The 15,383-nt window shown below is 63.0% G+C and carries 12 protein-coding genes; 8 read left to right on the forward strand and 4 right to left on the reverse strand.

Annotated features, from left to right (window positions below):
* Positions 1-73: 73 nt before the first annotated feature.
* The 3 genes from clpA to icd all read right to left on the reverse strand — a co-directional run bounded on the left by clpA (position 74) and on the right by icd (position 4,044).
* Positions 74-2,347 carry an ATP-dependent Clp protease ATP-binding subunit ClpA gene (gene clpA / locus F462_RS12630; protein WP_038054689.1) on the reverse strand — a complete coding sequence of 758 codons (2,274 nt, stop codon included), beginning with the start codon at positions 2,345-2,347 and terminating at the stop codon, positions 74-76.
* Positions 2,348-2,352: 5 nt separating this feature from the next.
* A complete protein-coding gene (gene clpS / locus F462_RS12635; protein WP_018140091.1) occupies positions 2,353-2,679 on the reverse strand; it encodes an ATP-dependent Clp protease adapter ClpS in 327 nt (108 codons plus the stop codon).
* Between the two features lie 108 nt (positions 2,680-2,787).
* Complete coding sequence (gene icd, locus F462_RS12640; protein WP_018140090.1) at positions 2,788-4,044, reverse strand: NADP-dependent isocitrate dehydrogenase; 1,257 nt, start codon at positions 4,042-4,044, stop codon at positions 2,788-2,790.
* Between the two features lie 150 nt (positions 4,045-4,194).
* Here icd and F462_RS12645 point away from each other — a divergent pair, with 150 nt between their 5' ends.
* The 7 genes from F462_RS12645 (at position 4,195) to F462_RS12675 (ending at position 12,473) form a co-directional block, all read left to right on the forward strand.
* Positions 4,195-4,659, forward strand: a complete 465-nt coding sequence (locus F462_RS12645) for an NUDIX domain-containing protein (protein WP_038055001.1) — start codon at positions 4,195-4,197, stop codon at positions 4,657-4,659.
* The gene (mnmA, locus tag F462_RS12650) at positions 4,656-5,765 is read left to right on the forward strand and encodes a tRNA 2-thiouridine(34) synthase MnmA (protein ID WP_038054691.1); all 1,110 of its coding nucleotides are present in this window, start codon (positions 4,656-4,658) and stop codon (positions 5,763-5,765) included. The genes F462_RS12645 and mnmA overlap by 4 nt, the downstream gene beginning before the upstream one ends.
* A 73-nt stretch (positions 5,766-5,838) precedes the next feature.
* Positions 5,839-6,468 carry a high frequency lysogenization protein HflD gene (gene hflD / locus F462_RS12655; protein WP_038054692.1) on the forward strand — a complete coding sequence of 210 codons (630 nt, stop codon included), beginning with the start codon at positions 5,839-5,841 and terminating at the stop codon, positions 6,466-6,468.
* 16 nt (positions 6,469-6,484) lie between these two features.
* A complete protein-coding gene (gene acnA, locus F462_RS12660; protein WP_038054694.1) occupies positions 6,485-9,238 on the forward strand; it encodes an aconitate hydratase AcnA in 2,754 nt (917 codons plus the stop codon).
* A gap of 66 nt (positions 9,239-9,304) precedes the next feature.
* A complete protein-coding gene (locus tag F462_RS12665) occupies positions 9,305-9,637 on the forward strand; it encodes a hypothetical protein (protein ID WP_026280152.1) in 333 nt (110 codons plus the stop codon).
* Positions 9,634-10,473, forward strand: coding sequence for an HDOD domain-containing protein (locus tag F462_RS12670; RefSeq protein WP_038054695.1), 840 nt, complete (start codon positions 9,634-9,636; stop codon positions 10,471-10,473). Before F462_RS12665 ends, F462_RS12670 begins: the two co-directional genes overlap by 4 nt.
* Positions 10,474-10,502: 29 nt before the next feature.
* The gene (locus F462_RS12675; RefSeq protein WP_038054697.1) at positions 10,503-12,473 is read left to right on the forward strand and encodes a putative bifunctional diguanylate cyclase/phosphodiesterase; all 1,971 of its coding nucleotides are present in this window, start codon (positions 10,503-10,505) and stop codon (positions 12,471-12,473) included.
* Between the two features lie 47 nt (positions 12,474-12,520).
* Here F462_RS12675 and F462_RS12680 read toward each other — a convergent pair whose 3' ends face one another.
* A complete protein-coding gene (locus F462_RS12680) occupies positions 12,521-13,903 on the reverse strand; it encodes a class II fumarate hydratase (protein ID WP_038054699.1) in 1,383 nt (460 codons plus the stop codon).
* A 111-nt stretch (positions 13,904-14,014) separates the two neighbouring features.
* Between F462_RS12680 and purB the strand changes: the two genes are divergently transcribed.
* A complete protein-coding gene (purB, locus tag F462_RS12685) occupies positions 14,015-15,382 on the forward strand; it encodes an adenylosuccinate lyase (protein WP_038054701.1) in 1,368 nt (455 codons plus the stop codon).
* Position 15,383: the final 1 nt, after the last annotated feature.

Here is a 15,383-nt window from a genome sequence, read left to right on the forward strand (position 1 = left end):
AGAAGCCCCGGCCAGACCGGGGCTTCTTCGTTTGCGGGCCTTCCGTGGCCGATGTGTTGGTCCCGATTCTGCGTCAGGAAGACACGGCGGTTTCCTGGATATCCAGCTCCAGACCGGACTCGCCCAGGCGCACAACGACTTCCCCGCCACCATGCGCCAATCGTCCGAATAGCAGTTCGTCGGCCAGTGGCTTCTTGATGTGCTCCTGCAGGGTACGCGCCATCGGCCGCGCACCCATCTTGACGTCGTAACCATGCTCGGCGAGCCAGGCTCGGGCCTCTGGCTCCACGGTGAGGTGCACCTTCTTTTCGTCGAGCTGCGCCTGCAGCTGGATCAGGAACTTGTCGACGACGTTCAGGATGGTTGCCTCATCCAGCGGTCCGAACTGGATGGTTGCATCCAGGCGGTTACGGAACTCGGGCGTAAAGGTGCGCTTGATGGCCTCCATCGCATCACTGGAGTGATCTTGCTGGGTGAATCCCACCGACGGACGGCTCGCCTGTTCGGCACCGGCATTTGTGGTCATGACGAGGATCACGTTGCGGAAGTCCACCTCGCGGCCATTGGTGTCGGTTAGCGTGCCGTGGTCCATAACCTGCAGCAGGACATTGAACACGTCCGGGTGGGCCTTTTCGATCTCGTCCAGCAGCAGCACCGAGTGCGGATGTTTGAGGATGGCATCCGTCAGCAGTCCGCCTTCGTCGTAGCCGACATACCCGGGCGGCGCCCCAATGAGACGCGAGACGGTGTGCCGCTCCATGTACTCCGACATATCGAAGCGGGCCAGGTGAATACCCATCTGTTGTGCCAGTTGCCGGGTCACCTCCGTCTTGCCGACCCCGGTCGGACCCGCGAACAGGAACGAGCCGATCGGCTTGTCCATGTCCCCGAGGCCCGAACGCGCCATCTTGATGGCGGTGGCAAGCGTGCCAATGGCCTCGTCCTGCCCGAAGACGGTCATCTTCAGGTTGCGGTCGAGGTTGCGCAAGGTCTCCTTGTCGGAGCTGGATACCGACTTTGGCGGGATCCGTGCAATCTTGGCCACGATCGTCTCGATGTCCTGCACGCCGATGGTCTTCTTGCGCTGGCTTGCAGGCAACAATTGACGGCTGGCGCCAGCCTCGTCGATCAGGTCGATGGCCTTGTCCGGCAAGAATCGATCGGTGATATAGCGATCGGCCAGCTCCGCCGCCGCACGTAGTGCCGGTTTGGTAAAGCGGACGTTGTGGTGCGTCTCGAAGCGGGATTTGAGACCACGCAGGATTTGCTCGGTCTCGTCCACTGTTGGCTCCGGTACCTCAATCTTCTGGAAGCGACGGGCCAGGGCGCGATCTTTCTCGAAGATCCCGCGATATTCCTGGTAGGTGGTCGAACCGATGCACTTTAACTCGCCAGAGGCGAGCACGGGCTTGATCAGGTTGGAGGCATCCATGACCCCACCGGAAGCCGCACCCGCGCCGATAATCGTGTGGATCTCGTCAATGAACAGCACCGCGCCGGGCTCCTTCTTGAGCTGCGCGAGCACGCCTTTCAGGCGCTTCTCGAAGTCGCCGCGATACTTGGTGCCGGCGACCAGGGCCCCGAGATCCAGGGAGTAGACGGTGGCCGATTCGATCGCTTCCGGGACCTCTTCATCAACGATACGTCGTGCCAGCCCCTCGGCGATCGCCGTCTTGCCCACCCCGGCCTCACCCACCAGCAGCGGGTTGTTCTTGCGACGGCGGCACAGGATCTGAATGGTGCGTTCGATCTCGTGATCGCGACCAATCAGCGGGTCGATCTCGTCCTTGCGTGCCTTGTCATTGAGGTTGCTGGCGTAGAGCTGCAGCGCGTTGGTCTTTTCCTCGCGCTCGCCTTCCACCGGCTCGGCCTGTGACTCGTTCGGACCGGGCTGTGCGCCCAGTTCATCCTCCCCCACCTTGGATATGCCGTGGGAGATGAAATTGACTACATCGAGGCGCGAGATGTTCTGCTGGCCGAGCACATACAACGCTTGGCTGTCCTGCTCGCCGAACAGGGCCACCAAGACATTTGCACCGGAGACCTCCTTGCGTCCGCTGGACTGTACGTGGAACACCGCCCGTTGCAGCACCCGCTGGAACCCCAGTGTGGGCTGTGTCTCGCGCGCATCGTTGGGTGGGATGCGCGGCGTATTCTCGTCAATATAGGCCTCCAGTTCGTCGCGGATGCGATCAAGATCGCCGCCGCAGGCCCGCAGCACCGTGGCCGCGCTGGGATTTTGTGCCAGCGCCATCAGCAAGTGCTCCACGGTCACGAACTCGTGGCGTTTCTCGCGGGCCTCCTTGAAGACCATGTTCAGGCTGAATTCGAGTTCCTTGTCGAGCATGGGAGTCAGGCCTCCTCCATCGAGCAAAGCAGTGGGTGCTGATGACTGCGGGCGTAGTCGTTCACCTGCGCCACCTTGGTCTCGGCTACGTCTCGGGTAAAGATGCCACATACTCCCTTGCCGCGCGTATGCACGTGCAGCATCACCCGGGTGGCCTTTTCGCGATCCATGCTGAAGAACGTCTCCAGCACTTCGATCACGAACTCCATCGGCGTGAAATCGTCGTTGAGCAACACCACCTTGTACTGTCGTGGTGGCTTGAGCTCCGGCCTCGATTCTTCGACCGTTACCGAGTCGTCTCGATCGGGGTTTTGGGGCTTGTCATCACTCATCGGTCGAACTCACGCACTCAGCGGTTACTCGTTTGGGTGCCTTCCATCCTCGAATGGTTCCGGGCTGAGGCCAAGTGCCCTTACGGACACTCCGACCACCCGACCCGGTTACATGTGCTTGATCATCGCCTCGCCGAATGCCGAGCAGGCAATCGGCTCGACACCGTCCATCAGACGCGCAAAGTCGTAGGTCACTTCTCCCGCACTGATCGCGCCGCCCATGCCCTTGACCACCCGATCGGCGGCCTCCGACCAGCCCAGATGCCGCAGCATCATTTCGGCGGACAGGATCAATGAGCCGGGGTTCACCTTGTCCTGGCCGGCGTACTTCGGCGCGGTCCCGTGGGTCGCCTCGAACATCGCCGTGGTATCCGACAGGTTCGCACCCGGGGCGATGCCGATGCCACCCACCTGGGCGGCCAGCGCATCCGAAATGTAGTCGCCATTGAGGTTCAGGGTGGCAATCACCGAGTAGTCTTCCGGGCGCAGCAGGATTTGCTGCAGGAAGGCATCGGCGATCACGTCCTTGATCACGATATCGTTACCGGTCTTCGGGTTCTTGAAGGTCTGCCACGGGCCACCGTCCAGGTCCTTCGCGCCGAACTCCTCGCGCGCCAGCTCGTAGCCCCAGGCCTTGAATGAGCCCTCGGTGAATTTCATGATGTTGCCCTTGTGCACCAGGGTCACCGATGGGCGATCGTTGTCGATCGCGTACTCGATGGCCTTGCGCACCAGGCGCTTGGTCCCCTCGCTGGATACCGGCTTCACACCAATCCCCGCGCTGTCCGGGAACCGAATCTGGGTCACGCCCATCTCGCCCTGCAAGAAGTCGATGACCTTCTTCACCTCCGGCGTGCCGGATTCGAACTCGATCCCGGCATAGATGTCCTCGGAGTTCTCGCGGAAGATGACCATGTCGGTCTTCTCCGGCTCTTTCAGCGGGCTTGGCGTGCCATCGTAGTAGCGCACCGGACGCAGGCAGACATACAGGTCCAGCTTCTGGCGCAGGGCGACGTTCAGCGAACGGAAGCCGCCGCCGACCGGGGTCGTCAGAGGACCCTTGATGGACACGCGGAAGTCCTTCACCGCCTCCAGGGTCTCATCCGGCAGACCGGAGTCATCGGTGTAGACCTTCGTCGCCTTCTCCCCGGCATAGACTTCCATCCACTCGATGGCCCGCTTCCCGCCATAAGCCTTTTCCACAGCCGCGTCGGTGACCCGGCGCATCACCGGGGTGATATCCACACCGATCCCGTCACCCTCGATATAGGGGATCACCGGATGATCCGGTACCTGCAGCTTGCCCTGGTCGTCGACGGTGATGCGTTCGCCCTTCTCCGGGACCTGAATGTGCTGATAGGCCATGCCAACTCCTTATGCGGAACTTCAATCGGTGAATTCGGTGCGTTCACCCCGATTATACATAGGGACCCGGGTTTTCCGGTTTCCGACAACGCCGCGATCGACGGATCCGGCATGCCGGTTTCACCGGTGGGCTGCGTTATCATTCGCGCCATGACCGACCGCCTCCCCTGCCATATCACCGTAGCCGCCGTCATCGAGCGTGATGGCCGCTTCCTGTTCGTCGAAGAAACCGATGCCGGCCGCCGTGTACTGAACCAGCCCGCGGGCCACCTGGATGGCGGCGAAGACCTGATCGAAGCCGTGATCCGCGAGGTTCGCGAGGAGACCTGCCTGGACTTCACGCCCGAGGCGACGCTGGGCTGCGAACTCCTGGAACTTGCCGCCGGTGGCGTCATCCTGCGTGTCACCTTTTGTGGCCCAGTCACCGATTTGCCCGCTCCAGGACCTCGTGATCCCGCCATCCATGCCCTGCACTGGCTCACGCCCGAGGCCGCCGAGCGCGAGTGGTCCCTGCGGAGCCCGCTGGTACTGCGGAGCATCCGGCGCTATCTCGAAGGCACCCGACTCCCCCTGGAGGCCGTCGCCGGACGTGTTCGGGCGGCAACGACGCCATGAGCCATGGCGAGCGCGTCATCGTGGGCCTGTCCGGCGGCGTCGATTCGGCCCTCGCGGCCAGCCGCCTGCTGGAGGCCGGCTACCGGGTCGAAGGCCTGTTCATGAAGAACTGGGAGGATGACGACGACGCCGAGTACTGCGCCGCGGAGGCCGATTACGCAATGGCCCGCGAGGTCGCGGACTGTCTCGAAATCCCGCTCCACAAGGCCAACTTCGCCGAGGACTACCGCCAACGGGTATTCGCGCAGTTCCTGCATGAGTACGAAGCGGGCCGCACCCCCAACCCGGACATCCTCTGCAACCGCGAGATCAAGTTTCGTTCGTTCCTTGATCACGCCCGCGATCTGGGCGCTCGCTGGATCGCGACCGGGCATTACGCGCGGGTGCGCCACCACGCGGACTACAGCGAACTGTGTACCGCTGCGGACGCCAACAAGGACCAGACCTATTTCCTGCACACCCTGACCCAGGAACAGCTGCGCCCCGCTCTGTTCCCGTTGGGCGACATCCCCAAGGAGCAGGTCCGCGAGCGGGCGCGCGAGCTGGGCTTGCCTAATCATGCCCGCAAGGATTCCACCGGCATCTGTTTCATCGGCGAGCGCCGTTTCCGCGATTTCCTGGCCCAGTATCTCAAGGCCCCCGAGGGCGAGATGCAAACGCCGGATGGGCGCATCGTCGGCCGGCATCAGGGCCTGATGTTCTATACCCTTGGGCAACGCCAGGGCCTCGGGATCGGGGGGGTCGACGGCTTCGCGGAGGCCCCGTGGTATGTCGTCGACAAGGACCTGCCGGGCAATGCCCTGGTCGTCGCGCAGGACCCGCAGCATCCCCTGTTGATGAGCCCGTCGCTGACCACCGAACCGGTGCACTGGATCCACGGCGCACCAGGGCTCGACGAACCCCTGCAGGCCCGATTACGGCATCGCCAGCTTCTGCAGGATTGTCGGATCCAGGCACTGGATGCCGCTGGGGCGACGGTGGTCTTCGATACCCAACAGCGCGCAGCGACCCCGGGGCAGTCCATCGCCTTCTATCGTGGCGATGTTTGTCTCGGCGGCGCGGTCATCGCCACCCGAACAACGGGCCAATCGTCGCCTCATCCGTGAGTCTGGGAGGCCACTTCCGGTATAGTGGCGGCTCCCTGTTGACCCGACCGACCCACCCAAGGAATCCACTGGCTTGGACCGCTCCGATCATAACCGCACCCTGGCGCTGGCAGCCCTCTTCCAGTGCGCAAGCCTGGTCAAGGATCTTGCCTGGCGTGGCAGCTGCGACGAATACGAATTCGAAGTCCTGGTCGGGAGCCTGTTCGCCTTCGACGCGGAGACGCCGGAAGCGGTCTATCGCGAGGCCGTCAGCCTGCGCAGCGGCCTGGAACGGATCGAGAGCCAACTGCAAAACGGGAGCAAGCCGCCGGATATGGAGATCACCCGCTACGCCATCGGGCTGATCTTTCTCGAACGCAAGCTGCAAAAACGCGACGACATGCTGCAAAAGCTGACCGACGGGCTGCAGGGTGCGCAACGCCAGATCGACTACTTCCATACCGCGCATGAAAGCGTGATCGCCCGACTTGCCGAGGTCTACAAGGAGACCATCTCCGAACTCGGCCCACGCATAATCGTGCAGGGCGAACAGAACAACCTCTCGAACCCGGAAACCGCCGCGCGCATCCGTGCGCTGCTGCTGGCCGGGATTCGGGCTGCGGTCCTCTGGCGCCAGGCCGGAGGTTCGCGCTGGAAATTACTTTTCGGCCGCAAGCGGCTGATTCGAGAAGCCAACAACATCCTCAATCGACTCAACACCTGACCGCGGAAGACGCATCATGAGCCACGCAGATCCGAAGAACACCCGCTCCCTCTCCGCTGGCGGCCACGAGTGCCGTTATGTGCCGATCACCGACGACCCGCGAGCAAAAGACCTGCCCTTCGCGCTGAAGGTGTTGCTGGAGAACCTGCTGCGATTTGAAGACGAGCGCACGGTACGCCGCGCCGATATCGAGGCGCTGCTCGACTGGGATCCGAAGGCCGAGCCATCCCAGGAGATCGCCTTTCGTCCGGCGCGCGTGCTCCTGCAGGACTTCACCGGAGTGCCTGCAGTCGTCGACCTGGCCGCGATGCGCGATGCCATGGAGGCGCTGGGGGGCGATCCGAAGAAGATCACCCCGCTGCAGCCGGCGGAGCTGGTGATCGACCACTCGGTGCAGGTGGATGCCCACGGCAACGCGAACGCGATGAATCTGAACGCGGAACTCGAGTATTCGCGCAACCGCGAGCGCTACAGCTTCCTCAAGTGGGGACAGCAGGCGTTCGACACCTTCAAGGTTGTGCCCCCGGATACTGGCATCGTCCACCAGGTGAACCTCGAGTACCTGGCGCGCACGGTGTTCGTGGACGACAAGGCCGAGGGCGGGTGCACGGCCTTCCCCGACACCCTGGTCGGGACCGATTCACACACCACCATGATCAACGGCCTAGGCGTGCTCGGCTGGGGCGTGGGCGGCATCGAGGCCGAGGCCGCCATGCTCGGTCAGCCCATCTCCATGCTTATCCCGCAAGTGGTCGGCTTCCGCGTGACCGGCAAGCTGGCCGAAGGCGCGACCGCGACTGACCTGGTGCTGGTGATCGTCGAAATGCTGCGCAAGCAAGGCGTGGTGGGCAAATTCGTCGAATTCTTCGGCGACGGCCTGGCCGACCTGCCGCTAGCCGACCGCGCGACCATTGCCAACATGGCGCCGGAGTACGGTGCAACCTGCGGCATCTTCCCGATCGACGATGAAACCCTGACCTATCTACGCCTGACCGGGCGCGAGGCCGGACACATCGAATTCATCGAGGCCTATGCGAAGGCCCAGGGCATGTGGCGTGACGACCATGCGCCGGTGGCCCGCTACAGCGATCTGCTGGAGCTGGACCTGTCCACCGTGGAGCCCAGCCTGGCCGGACCCAAGCGCCCGCAGGACCGCATCCCGTTGAGCCAGGCCGGCACGACCATCAGCCGCCACCTGGACACGATGCTCAAGGAACGCGAAAGCGGTGCCGACGAGCCGGCCGAGGCCGAGCGCTTCGCCGCCGAGGGTGGGCATACCGCGGTGGGCGTGGAACACCAGGCGGAAGAACCGCACCACACCGCGATCGAGATGGATGGCGAGACCTTTACCCTGGATCACGGCGACATCGTGATTGCCGCAATCACCTCCTGCACCAACACCTCCAACCCGTCGGTGATGCTGGGTGCGGGCCTGGTCGCCCGCAAGGCCCGTGAACTCGGCCTGCAAGTGAAGCCGTGGGTCAAGACCTCGCTGGCCCCCGGCTCGCGCGTGGTGACCGATTACCTGGAGAAGTCCGGGGTCCTGAAGGATCTCGAGCACCTGGGCTTCCATGTGGTCGGCTACGGCTGCACCACCTGTATCGGAAACTCCGGCCCGCTGCCGGAACCGATCAGCGAGGCGATTATCAAGGATGACCTGATCGTCAGCTCGGTGCTCTCCGGCAACCGCAACTTCGAGGGGCGCATCCATTCCGAGGTGCAGATGAATTTCCTGGCCTCGCCGCCGCTGGTGGTGGCCTACGCCCTGGCCGGTCGCAGCAATATCGATCTGTACAACGACCCGATCGGCGAGAACGCCGAAGGCCGCGCGATCTACCTGAAGGACATCTGGCCGACCACCGAAGAGGTGCGCCAGGAAGTCGCGAATCACGTGGGCGCCGGGAGTTTTACCAGCGCCTACGGCGATCTTTATTCCGGAGAGGATCGCTGGCGGAACCTGGAGGCCCCGAAGGGCCAGCGCTATGACTGGCAGGATGATTCCACGTACGTGCGCAATCCGCCTTATTTCGAAGGGATGAGCATGACACCGAAACCCTGGAACGACATCCAGGGTGCTCGGGTGCTCGCACTGCTGGGGGATTCGGTTACCACGGACCACATCTCGCCGGCCGGTTCCATCGCCAAGGACAGCCCGGCGGGCCGCTACCTCGAGTTTAAAGGGGTGAAGTCGGCCGACTTCAACTCCTATGGCTCCCGTCGCGGAAATCACGAGGTGATGATGCGTGGCACCTTTGCCAACGTGCGCCTGCGTAATCTGCTCGCGCCGGGAACCCAGGGCGGTGTGACGCAGCACCTGCCGGATGGCGAGCCCATGTCGATCTACGACGCCGCGATGCAATACCAGGAAGAGGACACGCCCCTGATCGTAATCGCGGGACAGGAGTACGGTACCGGCTCCTCGCGTGACTGGGCCGCCAAGGGCACGCTGCTGCTGGGCGTGAAGGCAGTAATTGTCGAAAGCTACGAACGCATCCACCGCTCCAACCTGGTTGGCATGGGCGTACTCCCGTTGCAGTTCCTTCCGGGTGAGAACGCAGCCAGTCTCGGCCTGACCGGCCGCGAGACCTTCAGCATCACCGGCGTGGAGAACGGGACGTCCCGAGAAGCCACGGTCACGGCAGTAGGCGATGACGGCCAGCGCAAGACATTCACGGTCCGCGTGCGTCTGGACACGCCGCAGGAAGTGGACTACTTCCAGCACGGTGGCATCCTGCCCTATGTGTTGCGCCAGCTCGCGGCTTCGGCATAAGGTCTGCCTATGGGACGGCGGATTTCCACGGAGGCGATACAGTCCGGGCAGACGCTGGCAACGGCCGTGCATGATCGGTCCGGCCGGCTTCTGATCCCTGCTGGTATGGTGCTTCAGGACAAGCAGATCCGCGTGTTGCTGTCTTGGGGCATCAGTACGGTCGAGGTCGTCGAAGACGAGCAGGATGCGGCGAACGATGCCCAGGACGAGGCGACCGAGCAGGTTGCCGAGGCCTATCCAACCCCGGAGATGGAAGCGCAGGCAGACACCATTCTGGCTGAGCGCTTTCGCCACTGTGACGCCTCGCGCCACCCCATGGATGGCTTCTACCAGATCGCTCGCACGCAGCTGCTCGACGAGCTCATGCGTCGCGGTCATAAACGTCGGAGTCCAGAATGACGGTCGACGAGTTTCTCGATCAGGATGACGCGCTCTGCAGCTTTTCCGGCAGCTACAACACGATCTTTACACGCCTTAACGATCCGACCGCTAACGTGGCCGGCATCACCGAAGCAGTCGAACTCGACCCCACCATTGCCGCCAAGACGCTGCGGATGGCGAACTCGTCGCTGTACGGCTTCCCCGAACCCATCGACACCCTGCACCGTGCCGTCTCGATCATCGGCATGCAGCAGATGCGGCAGATCGTGATGTCCACTATCGTGATCCAGCACTTCCGCGGCCTGCCGGTAATTGGCGTCGACATGGAGTCGTTTTGGCGCCACAGCATTGCGGTCGGCGTCCTCAGCCGCTCCATCGCGCGTTTCCGACGCGAGGCGAACATCGAGCGCCTGTACCTCTACGGCATCATGCATGACCTGGGTCGGCTGCTGTTGTTTATCCGCCTCGGCACTCGTACCGAAGACCTGATCAACATCCGCGAACGGGAACAGTGTCTGTTATTCGAGGCGGAGCGTGAACTCCTCGGCTTCGACCATGCGGCGATTGGCTCGGCCCTACTCGAACATTGGGGCATGGGCCCGGCGCATGTCGAAGTGACGCGATATCACCATGCCCCGGCGGACGCGCGCACCTTCCCTGTCGAGACCGCGATCGTGCATGTAGCCGACAGCATCGCCAATTCGCTCCGCCTGGGTTCTTCAGGTGAACGCTACGTACCCCCGGTCGCGCCCGAGACCTTCGATCGTATCGGTCTGGAGATGCCAGTTTACGAAGACATCATCGGCCACGCCCGTAAGCATCTTGAACAGATGCAGGCGATCCTCCTCGACTGAGCCCCTATGCAGACAAAGGACGCAGTTGCATGAGCCCTTCGTATCGCACACCCGAGGAGGTCAACGCCCTTCATGAGCGGATTCGCTTCCTCGAGGAGGCGCTGGAGGCCAATGCCTACGCGATGGACGTCCTCGCGTCGACCACCGCGATCTTTGGTGACACTGAGCGCAACCGCAGTCCCGAACTGATCATCCAGAACACGGTCGAGTCGATCCGACGGTTGCTTCCTGCGCAGGACCTGGCGGTGTACATCCTGGACAATGACTGCTCGTTCAATCTGGTCCACCAGGAACGCCCAGGGGCGTTGCAACCGGATCTGTCCGAAACGGTGGAACAACTAATCCTGGACGGCCAGTTTTCCTGGGCCTTGCACCAGAATCATCCCGTCTGCCTCCCCTCGCCCGTCCAAGGCGAGAGCGTGATGCTGCATGTGATCTCGACGCGCACCCGTATTCGCGGCATGTTCGTGGCGCGCTTCCGTCAGTCAGAGCTGCAGCGCTACGAAATGATTCTTTCGACCTTGACCATGGTGCTGTTCAATACCGCCTATGCCCTGGAAAGCGCCGACCTCTTCCAGATCATGGATCGGCGGCAAAAGGCGCTGCAGAGGATCACCGAGCGCCAGTCACGCGAACTGCTGCATCACATGTCGCATGACTCGCTGACCAACCTGCCGAACCGGATGCTGTTCAGCGACCGCCTATCCCAAGCGATGGAACGCCATTCCGAAACGACGGGCGTGGGCCACGTGGCACTGATCCTGCTGGATCTGGACAACTTCAAGCGGACCAACGACTCGCTCGGCCACCGGGCGGGCGACGAGCTGATCCGCAAAGTCGCCCAAGATCTCTCCGCGGTGCTGGACCACGCCCGAGAACGTTCCGGTCGCCATTTGCGCACGACCCTCTCACGCCTGGGTGGCGACGAATTCGGCATCCTGGTCGAGGATACCCAAGGGTTGGAGGGGGTTGTCCGTCTGGTCACCGATATCGTGCGCAAGACGGCAACCGAACGACAGATCTTCGACCACCCCGTGGTCAGCAGCGTCTCCTGCGGGATTGCGGTCTACCCCTACGACGGCGAGGAAGCGGACACGCTGCTGGGCAATGCCGATGCCGCGATGTACGAGGCCAAGCAGCGCGGCCGCAACGGATTCCGGTTCTACACCCAGGACCTCAATTCCCGAACCTTCCGCCATTTCGAACTGGAAAACGAACTCGGCCAGGCCATCGCCAACGATCAGCTCGTGTTGCACTACCAGCCCAAGGTCGAACTCGCAACCGGCCGCATCATCGGCGCCGAGGCGCTGATCCGTTGGCAACACCCGACTCTGGGCCTCCTTCCCCCCAGTCACTTCATCGAACTTGCGGAGGCCATGACCTTGATCGAAGAGATCGGCGAATGGGTCCTGAAGCAGGTTTGCAAGGATCTGAAATCGCTCGGGATGAACGCCGACTCGACGAGCGCTGACTCACTGCTCCGCGTGGCGATCAATGTATCGGCCCGGCAACTGCGCCAACCGGATCTCGCGGGTAATTTTCATCGCATCATCCAACAGATGGGCATCCCGCCGCGTTGCATCGAACTGGAGCTGACGGAAACCACCATCATGGATGATCCACAGGGTGCCGTACGGGTCTTCCAGCGACTGCGCCAGGCGGGAATGTCGCTGGCGATCGACGATTTCGGGACCGGGCACGCCTCTCTGATGCAGCTCAAGCAGCTGCCAGCCGACACCCTGAAGATCGACCGCTCCTTCGTGAAGGATCTCGATCAAGGCGAGGAGCATTCCCAGATTGTCCGCGCGATCGTGCTCATGGCCAGAACCCTGGGCCTGGACGTGATCGCAGAAGGGGTGGAGACACCGCGCCAGGCGGAGATCCTGCAGGATCTGGATTGCCATACGGCCCAGGGATACTACTTCTCTCGCCCCGTTCCATTCGACGATTTCCAAACCCTGCTCCGCCAGGGCGTGGAACTGCCCGCCGAAACCGCCTGAAGCAAACGCAATCGATCAGGTGCCGAGGAGCGTCTTGGCCGAGAAGGCTAGACGTCTTGTGGATCCGTCAATACAGCCGGATCCAGCAGCGCTTCCAATCGTGCGCGCGGGATATCGGTGTGTTCCTCGGCAACATCCAGGATCGGGCGACCGCTGGCGTAGGCCTCTTTGGCGATGCGCGCACCCGCCTCGTAACCGATTTCCGCATTCAGTGCCGTCACCAGGATCGGATTCCGGTCCAGGGCCTCTTTCAACACTGCTTCGTTCACGGTGAACCCTGCCATCGCCCGATCCGCCAGGTGTTCCGCGGCGCGGGCCAACAGACCCACCTGATGCAGGAGGTTGTCGGCGATCAGAGGCAGCCCCACGTTCAACTGAAAATTGCCACCCTGCCCGGCCGCCGCGATCGCGGCATCCAGGCCCACCACTTGCTGGGACGCCATAATCACCGCCTCGGGAATCACCGGATTCACCTTGCCAGGCATGATGGAACTCCCGGGTTGCAGCGCCGGCAAGGCGATTTCGCCCAGGCCGGCCAGCGGGCCTGAGTTCATCCAGCGCAGATCGTTGGCGATCTTGATCAGGCTGGTCGCCACAGTCCGCAGTTGACCGGAGAGTTCCACTGCAGTGTCCTGGCTGGCCAAGGCGGTAAAGCGGTTGGCTTCTCGGACGAACTCGATCCCGGTGCGCTCGGCCAGACGGCGGGCGACACGATCGCCAAATTCCGCTGGGGCATTGATGCCGGTTCCCACCGCCGTGCCGCCAATCGCCAGCCGGTTCACCCGGACACGCGTGTCGCGAATGCGCTCGAGGTCCAACTCCAGTTGCGTCCGCCAACCGGAAAGCTCCTGGCTCATCCGCAGCGGCATGGCATCCATCAAGTGAGTGCGTCCAGTCTTCACCACGCCGGTGAGCTCGCCTTCACGGCGTGCAATCACCGCAATCAGATGGCGTAGCGCGGGGAATAGCCGCTGTTCGAGTTCGGTCGAGGCGGCGACGTGCAAAGCGGTGGGAATCACGTCATTGGAGCTCTGCGAGCGGTTTACGTGATCGTTCGGATGCACCGAGGTCGCTTCGGTGGAGGCCAAGCGGGCAAGCACCTCGTTCATATTCATGTTGCTACTGGTGCCGGACCCGGTCTGGTAGACGTCCACCGGGAAAGCCTCGGCATGCTCGCCACTGACGATCTCTTCGGCCGCCGCGACGATGGCACCTGCCACCGCCTCCGGGAGCTGCCCCAGCGCCTGATTCGCTTCGGCGCAGGCTGCCTTGGTTTGCGCCAGAGCCCGAATAAAGGCCGCCGGCAGGGCCCGGCCGCTGATCTGGAAGTTGTCCACCGCACGCTGAGTCTGGGCGCCCCACAGGGCCTTCTCCGGGACCTCCACCGGTCCGAGACTGTCCTGTTCCTGACGCATTGCGGGCTTCGACATGCCTTCCTCCTGGTTTGCTCGGCGCGGTCGTGCGGCTTGCACAACGCTGTATTGCACTGGAACGGCTTAGTATACTGCGCCGCCTGTCCCGAACCCGACCCCGGAATGCTCATGTCCCTGACGTCCCTGACTGCGATCAGCCCTGTTGATGGCCGCTATGCCCGGCATAGCCGTGACCTCGCGCCTTATTTTTCCGAGCAGGGGCTGATGCAAGCCCGTGTGCGGGTCGAGATCGCCTGGCTGAAAGCCTTGGCGGCGGAGCCCGCGATTTCGGAAGTCCCGGCGCTTACGGACGAGGCGGTGGCCTTTCTCGACGAAATCGCGTTTAGCTTTGACGAGGTCGCGGGTGCCCGGGTCAAAGAGATCGAAGCGACGACGAACCACGACGTCAAGGCCATCGAGTACTACATCAAGGAGCAGATGTCGGATCGCGGGGATCTGCAAAGCCAGATCGAGTTTGTCCACTTCGCCTGCACCTCCGAGGACATCAACAACCTGGCCTATGGCGTTATGGTCCGCGAGGCCCGCGACCGGGTGATGCTGCCTGCGCTGGATACCGTACTGAAGCCCCTGAGCGAGTTGGCCGAACGCTTTGCGGATCAGCCCATGCTGGCCCGCACCCACGGCCAGCCCGCCTCGCCCACCACCATGGGCAAGGAACTCGCCAATGTGGTCGCGCGCCTGGAACGCCAGCGTGCCGAGATCGCGGGCGTGGCCTGCCGTGGCAAGATCAATGGTGCAGTCGGCAACTTCAATGCCCATACCGTGGCTTACCCCGAGGTCGACTGGCCCGCCCTGTCACAGCGGATGATTGAGGGTCTGGGCCTGGAACCGAACACCCACACCACTCAGATCGAGCCGCATGATTTCCTGGCGGAGATGTTCCACGCCTTCATGCGTGCAAACACCATCCTGCTGGATGCCTCGCGGGACATCTGGGGCTACATCTCGCTGGGCTATTTCAAGCAGAAGGTCGTGGCCGGTGAAGTCGGCTCCTCCACCATGCCGCACAAGGTCAACCCGATTGACTTCGAAAACGCCGAGGGCAACCTGGGGCTGGCCAATGCCCTGTTCGACCACCTCGCCGGAAAACTCCCTGTATCGCGTTTCCAGCGCGATCTGACCGATTCCACGGTGCTGCGGAATATCGGCCTCGCATTCGCCTGGTCGCTGATCGCCTACAAGGCCTTTGGTCGCGGTCTGGGCAAGCTGGAGATCGAGCCCGGACGCCTCGCGGAAGACCTGGACCAGAACTGGGAGGTCCTCGGCGAGGCGGTGCAGACCGTCATGCGCCGCTACGGGATCGAGTCGCCTTACGAGAAGCTCAAGGAACTGACCCGGGGGCAACGGATCACACCCGAGGCCCTGGCGGCATTCATCGATGGCTTGGAGATCCCGGAAGAGGCACGCGCCCGCCTGCGCGAGCTGACGCCAGGCACCTATACCGGCATCGCCGATCGCCTCGCCCGCGATCACTGAT

It is taken from the genome of Thioalkalivibrio sp. ALJ1 (genome assembly GCF_000745395.1).
GTDB lineage: Bacteria > Pseudomonadota > Gammaproteobacteria > Ectothiorhodospirales > Ectothiorhodospiraceae > Thioalkalivibrio.

Excerpts from the sequence above, each read along its gene's own strand:
- F462_RS12675 (WP_038054697.1), top strand. The coding sequence starts at position 10,503 with ATGAGCCCTTCGTATCGCACACCCGAGGAGGTCAACGCCCTTCATGAG.
- purB (WP_038054701.1), top strand. The coding sequence starts at position 14,015 with ATGTCCCTGACGTCCCTGACTGCGATCAGCCCTGTTGATGGCCGCTAT.
- mnmA (WP_038054691.1), top strand. The coding sequence starts at position 4,656 with ATGAGCCATGGCGAGCGCGTCATCGTGGGCCTGTCCGGCGGCGTCGAT.
- F462_RS12645 (WP_038055001.1), top strand. The coding sequence starts at position 4,195 with ATGACCGACCGCCTCCCCTGCCATATCACCGTAGCCGCCGTCATCGAG.
- F462_RS12680 (WP_038054699.1), bottom strand. The coding sequence starts at position 13,903 with ATGTCGAAGCCCGCAATGCGTCAGGAACAGGACAGTCTCGGACCGGTG.
- acnA (WP_038054694.1), top strand. The coding sequence starts at position 6,485 with ATGAGCCACGCAGATCCGAAGAACACCCGCTCCCTCTCCGCTGGCGGC.
- icd (WP_018140090.1), bottom strand. The coding sequence starts at position 4,044 with ATGGCCTATCAGCACATTCAGGTCCCGGAGAAGGGCGAACGCATCACC.
- clpA (WP_038054689.1), bottom strand. The coding sequence starts at position 2,347 with ATGCTCGACAAGGAACTCGAATTCAGCCTGAACATGGTCTTCAAGGAG.
- F462_RS12670 (WP_038054695.1), top strand. The coding sequence starts at position 9,634 with ATGACGGTCGACGAGTTTCTCGATCAGGATGACGCGCTCTGCAGCTTT.
- clpS (WP_018140091.1), bottom strand. The coding sequence starts at position 2,679 with ATGAGTGATGACAAGCCCCAAAACCCCGATCGAGACGACTCGGTAACG.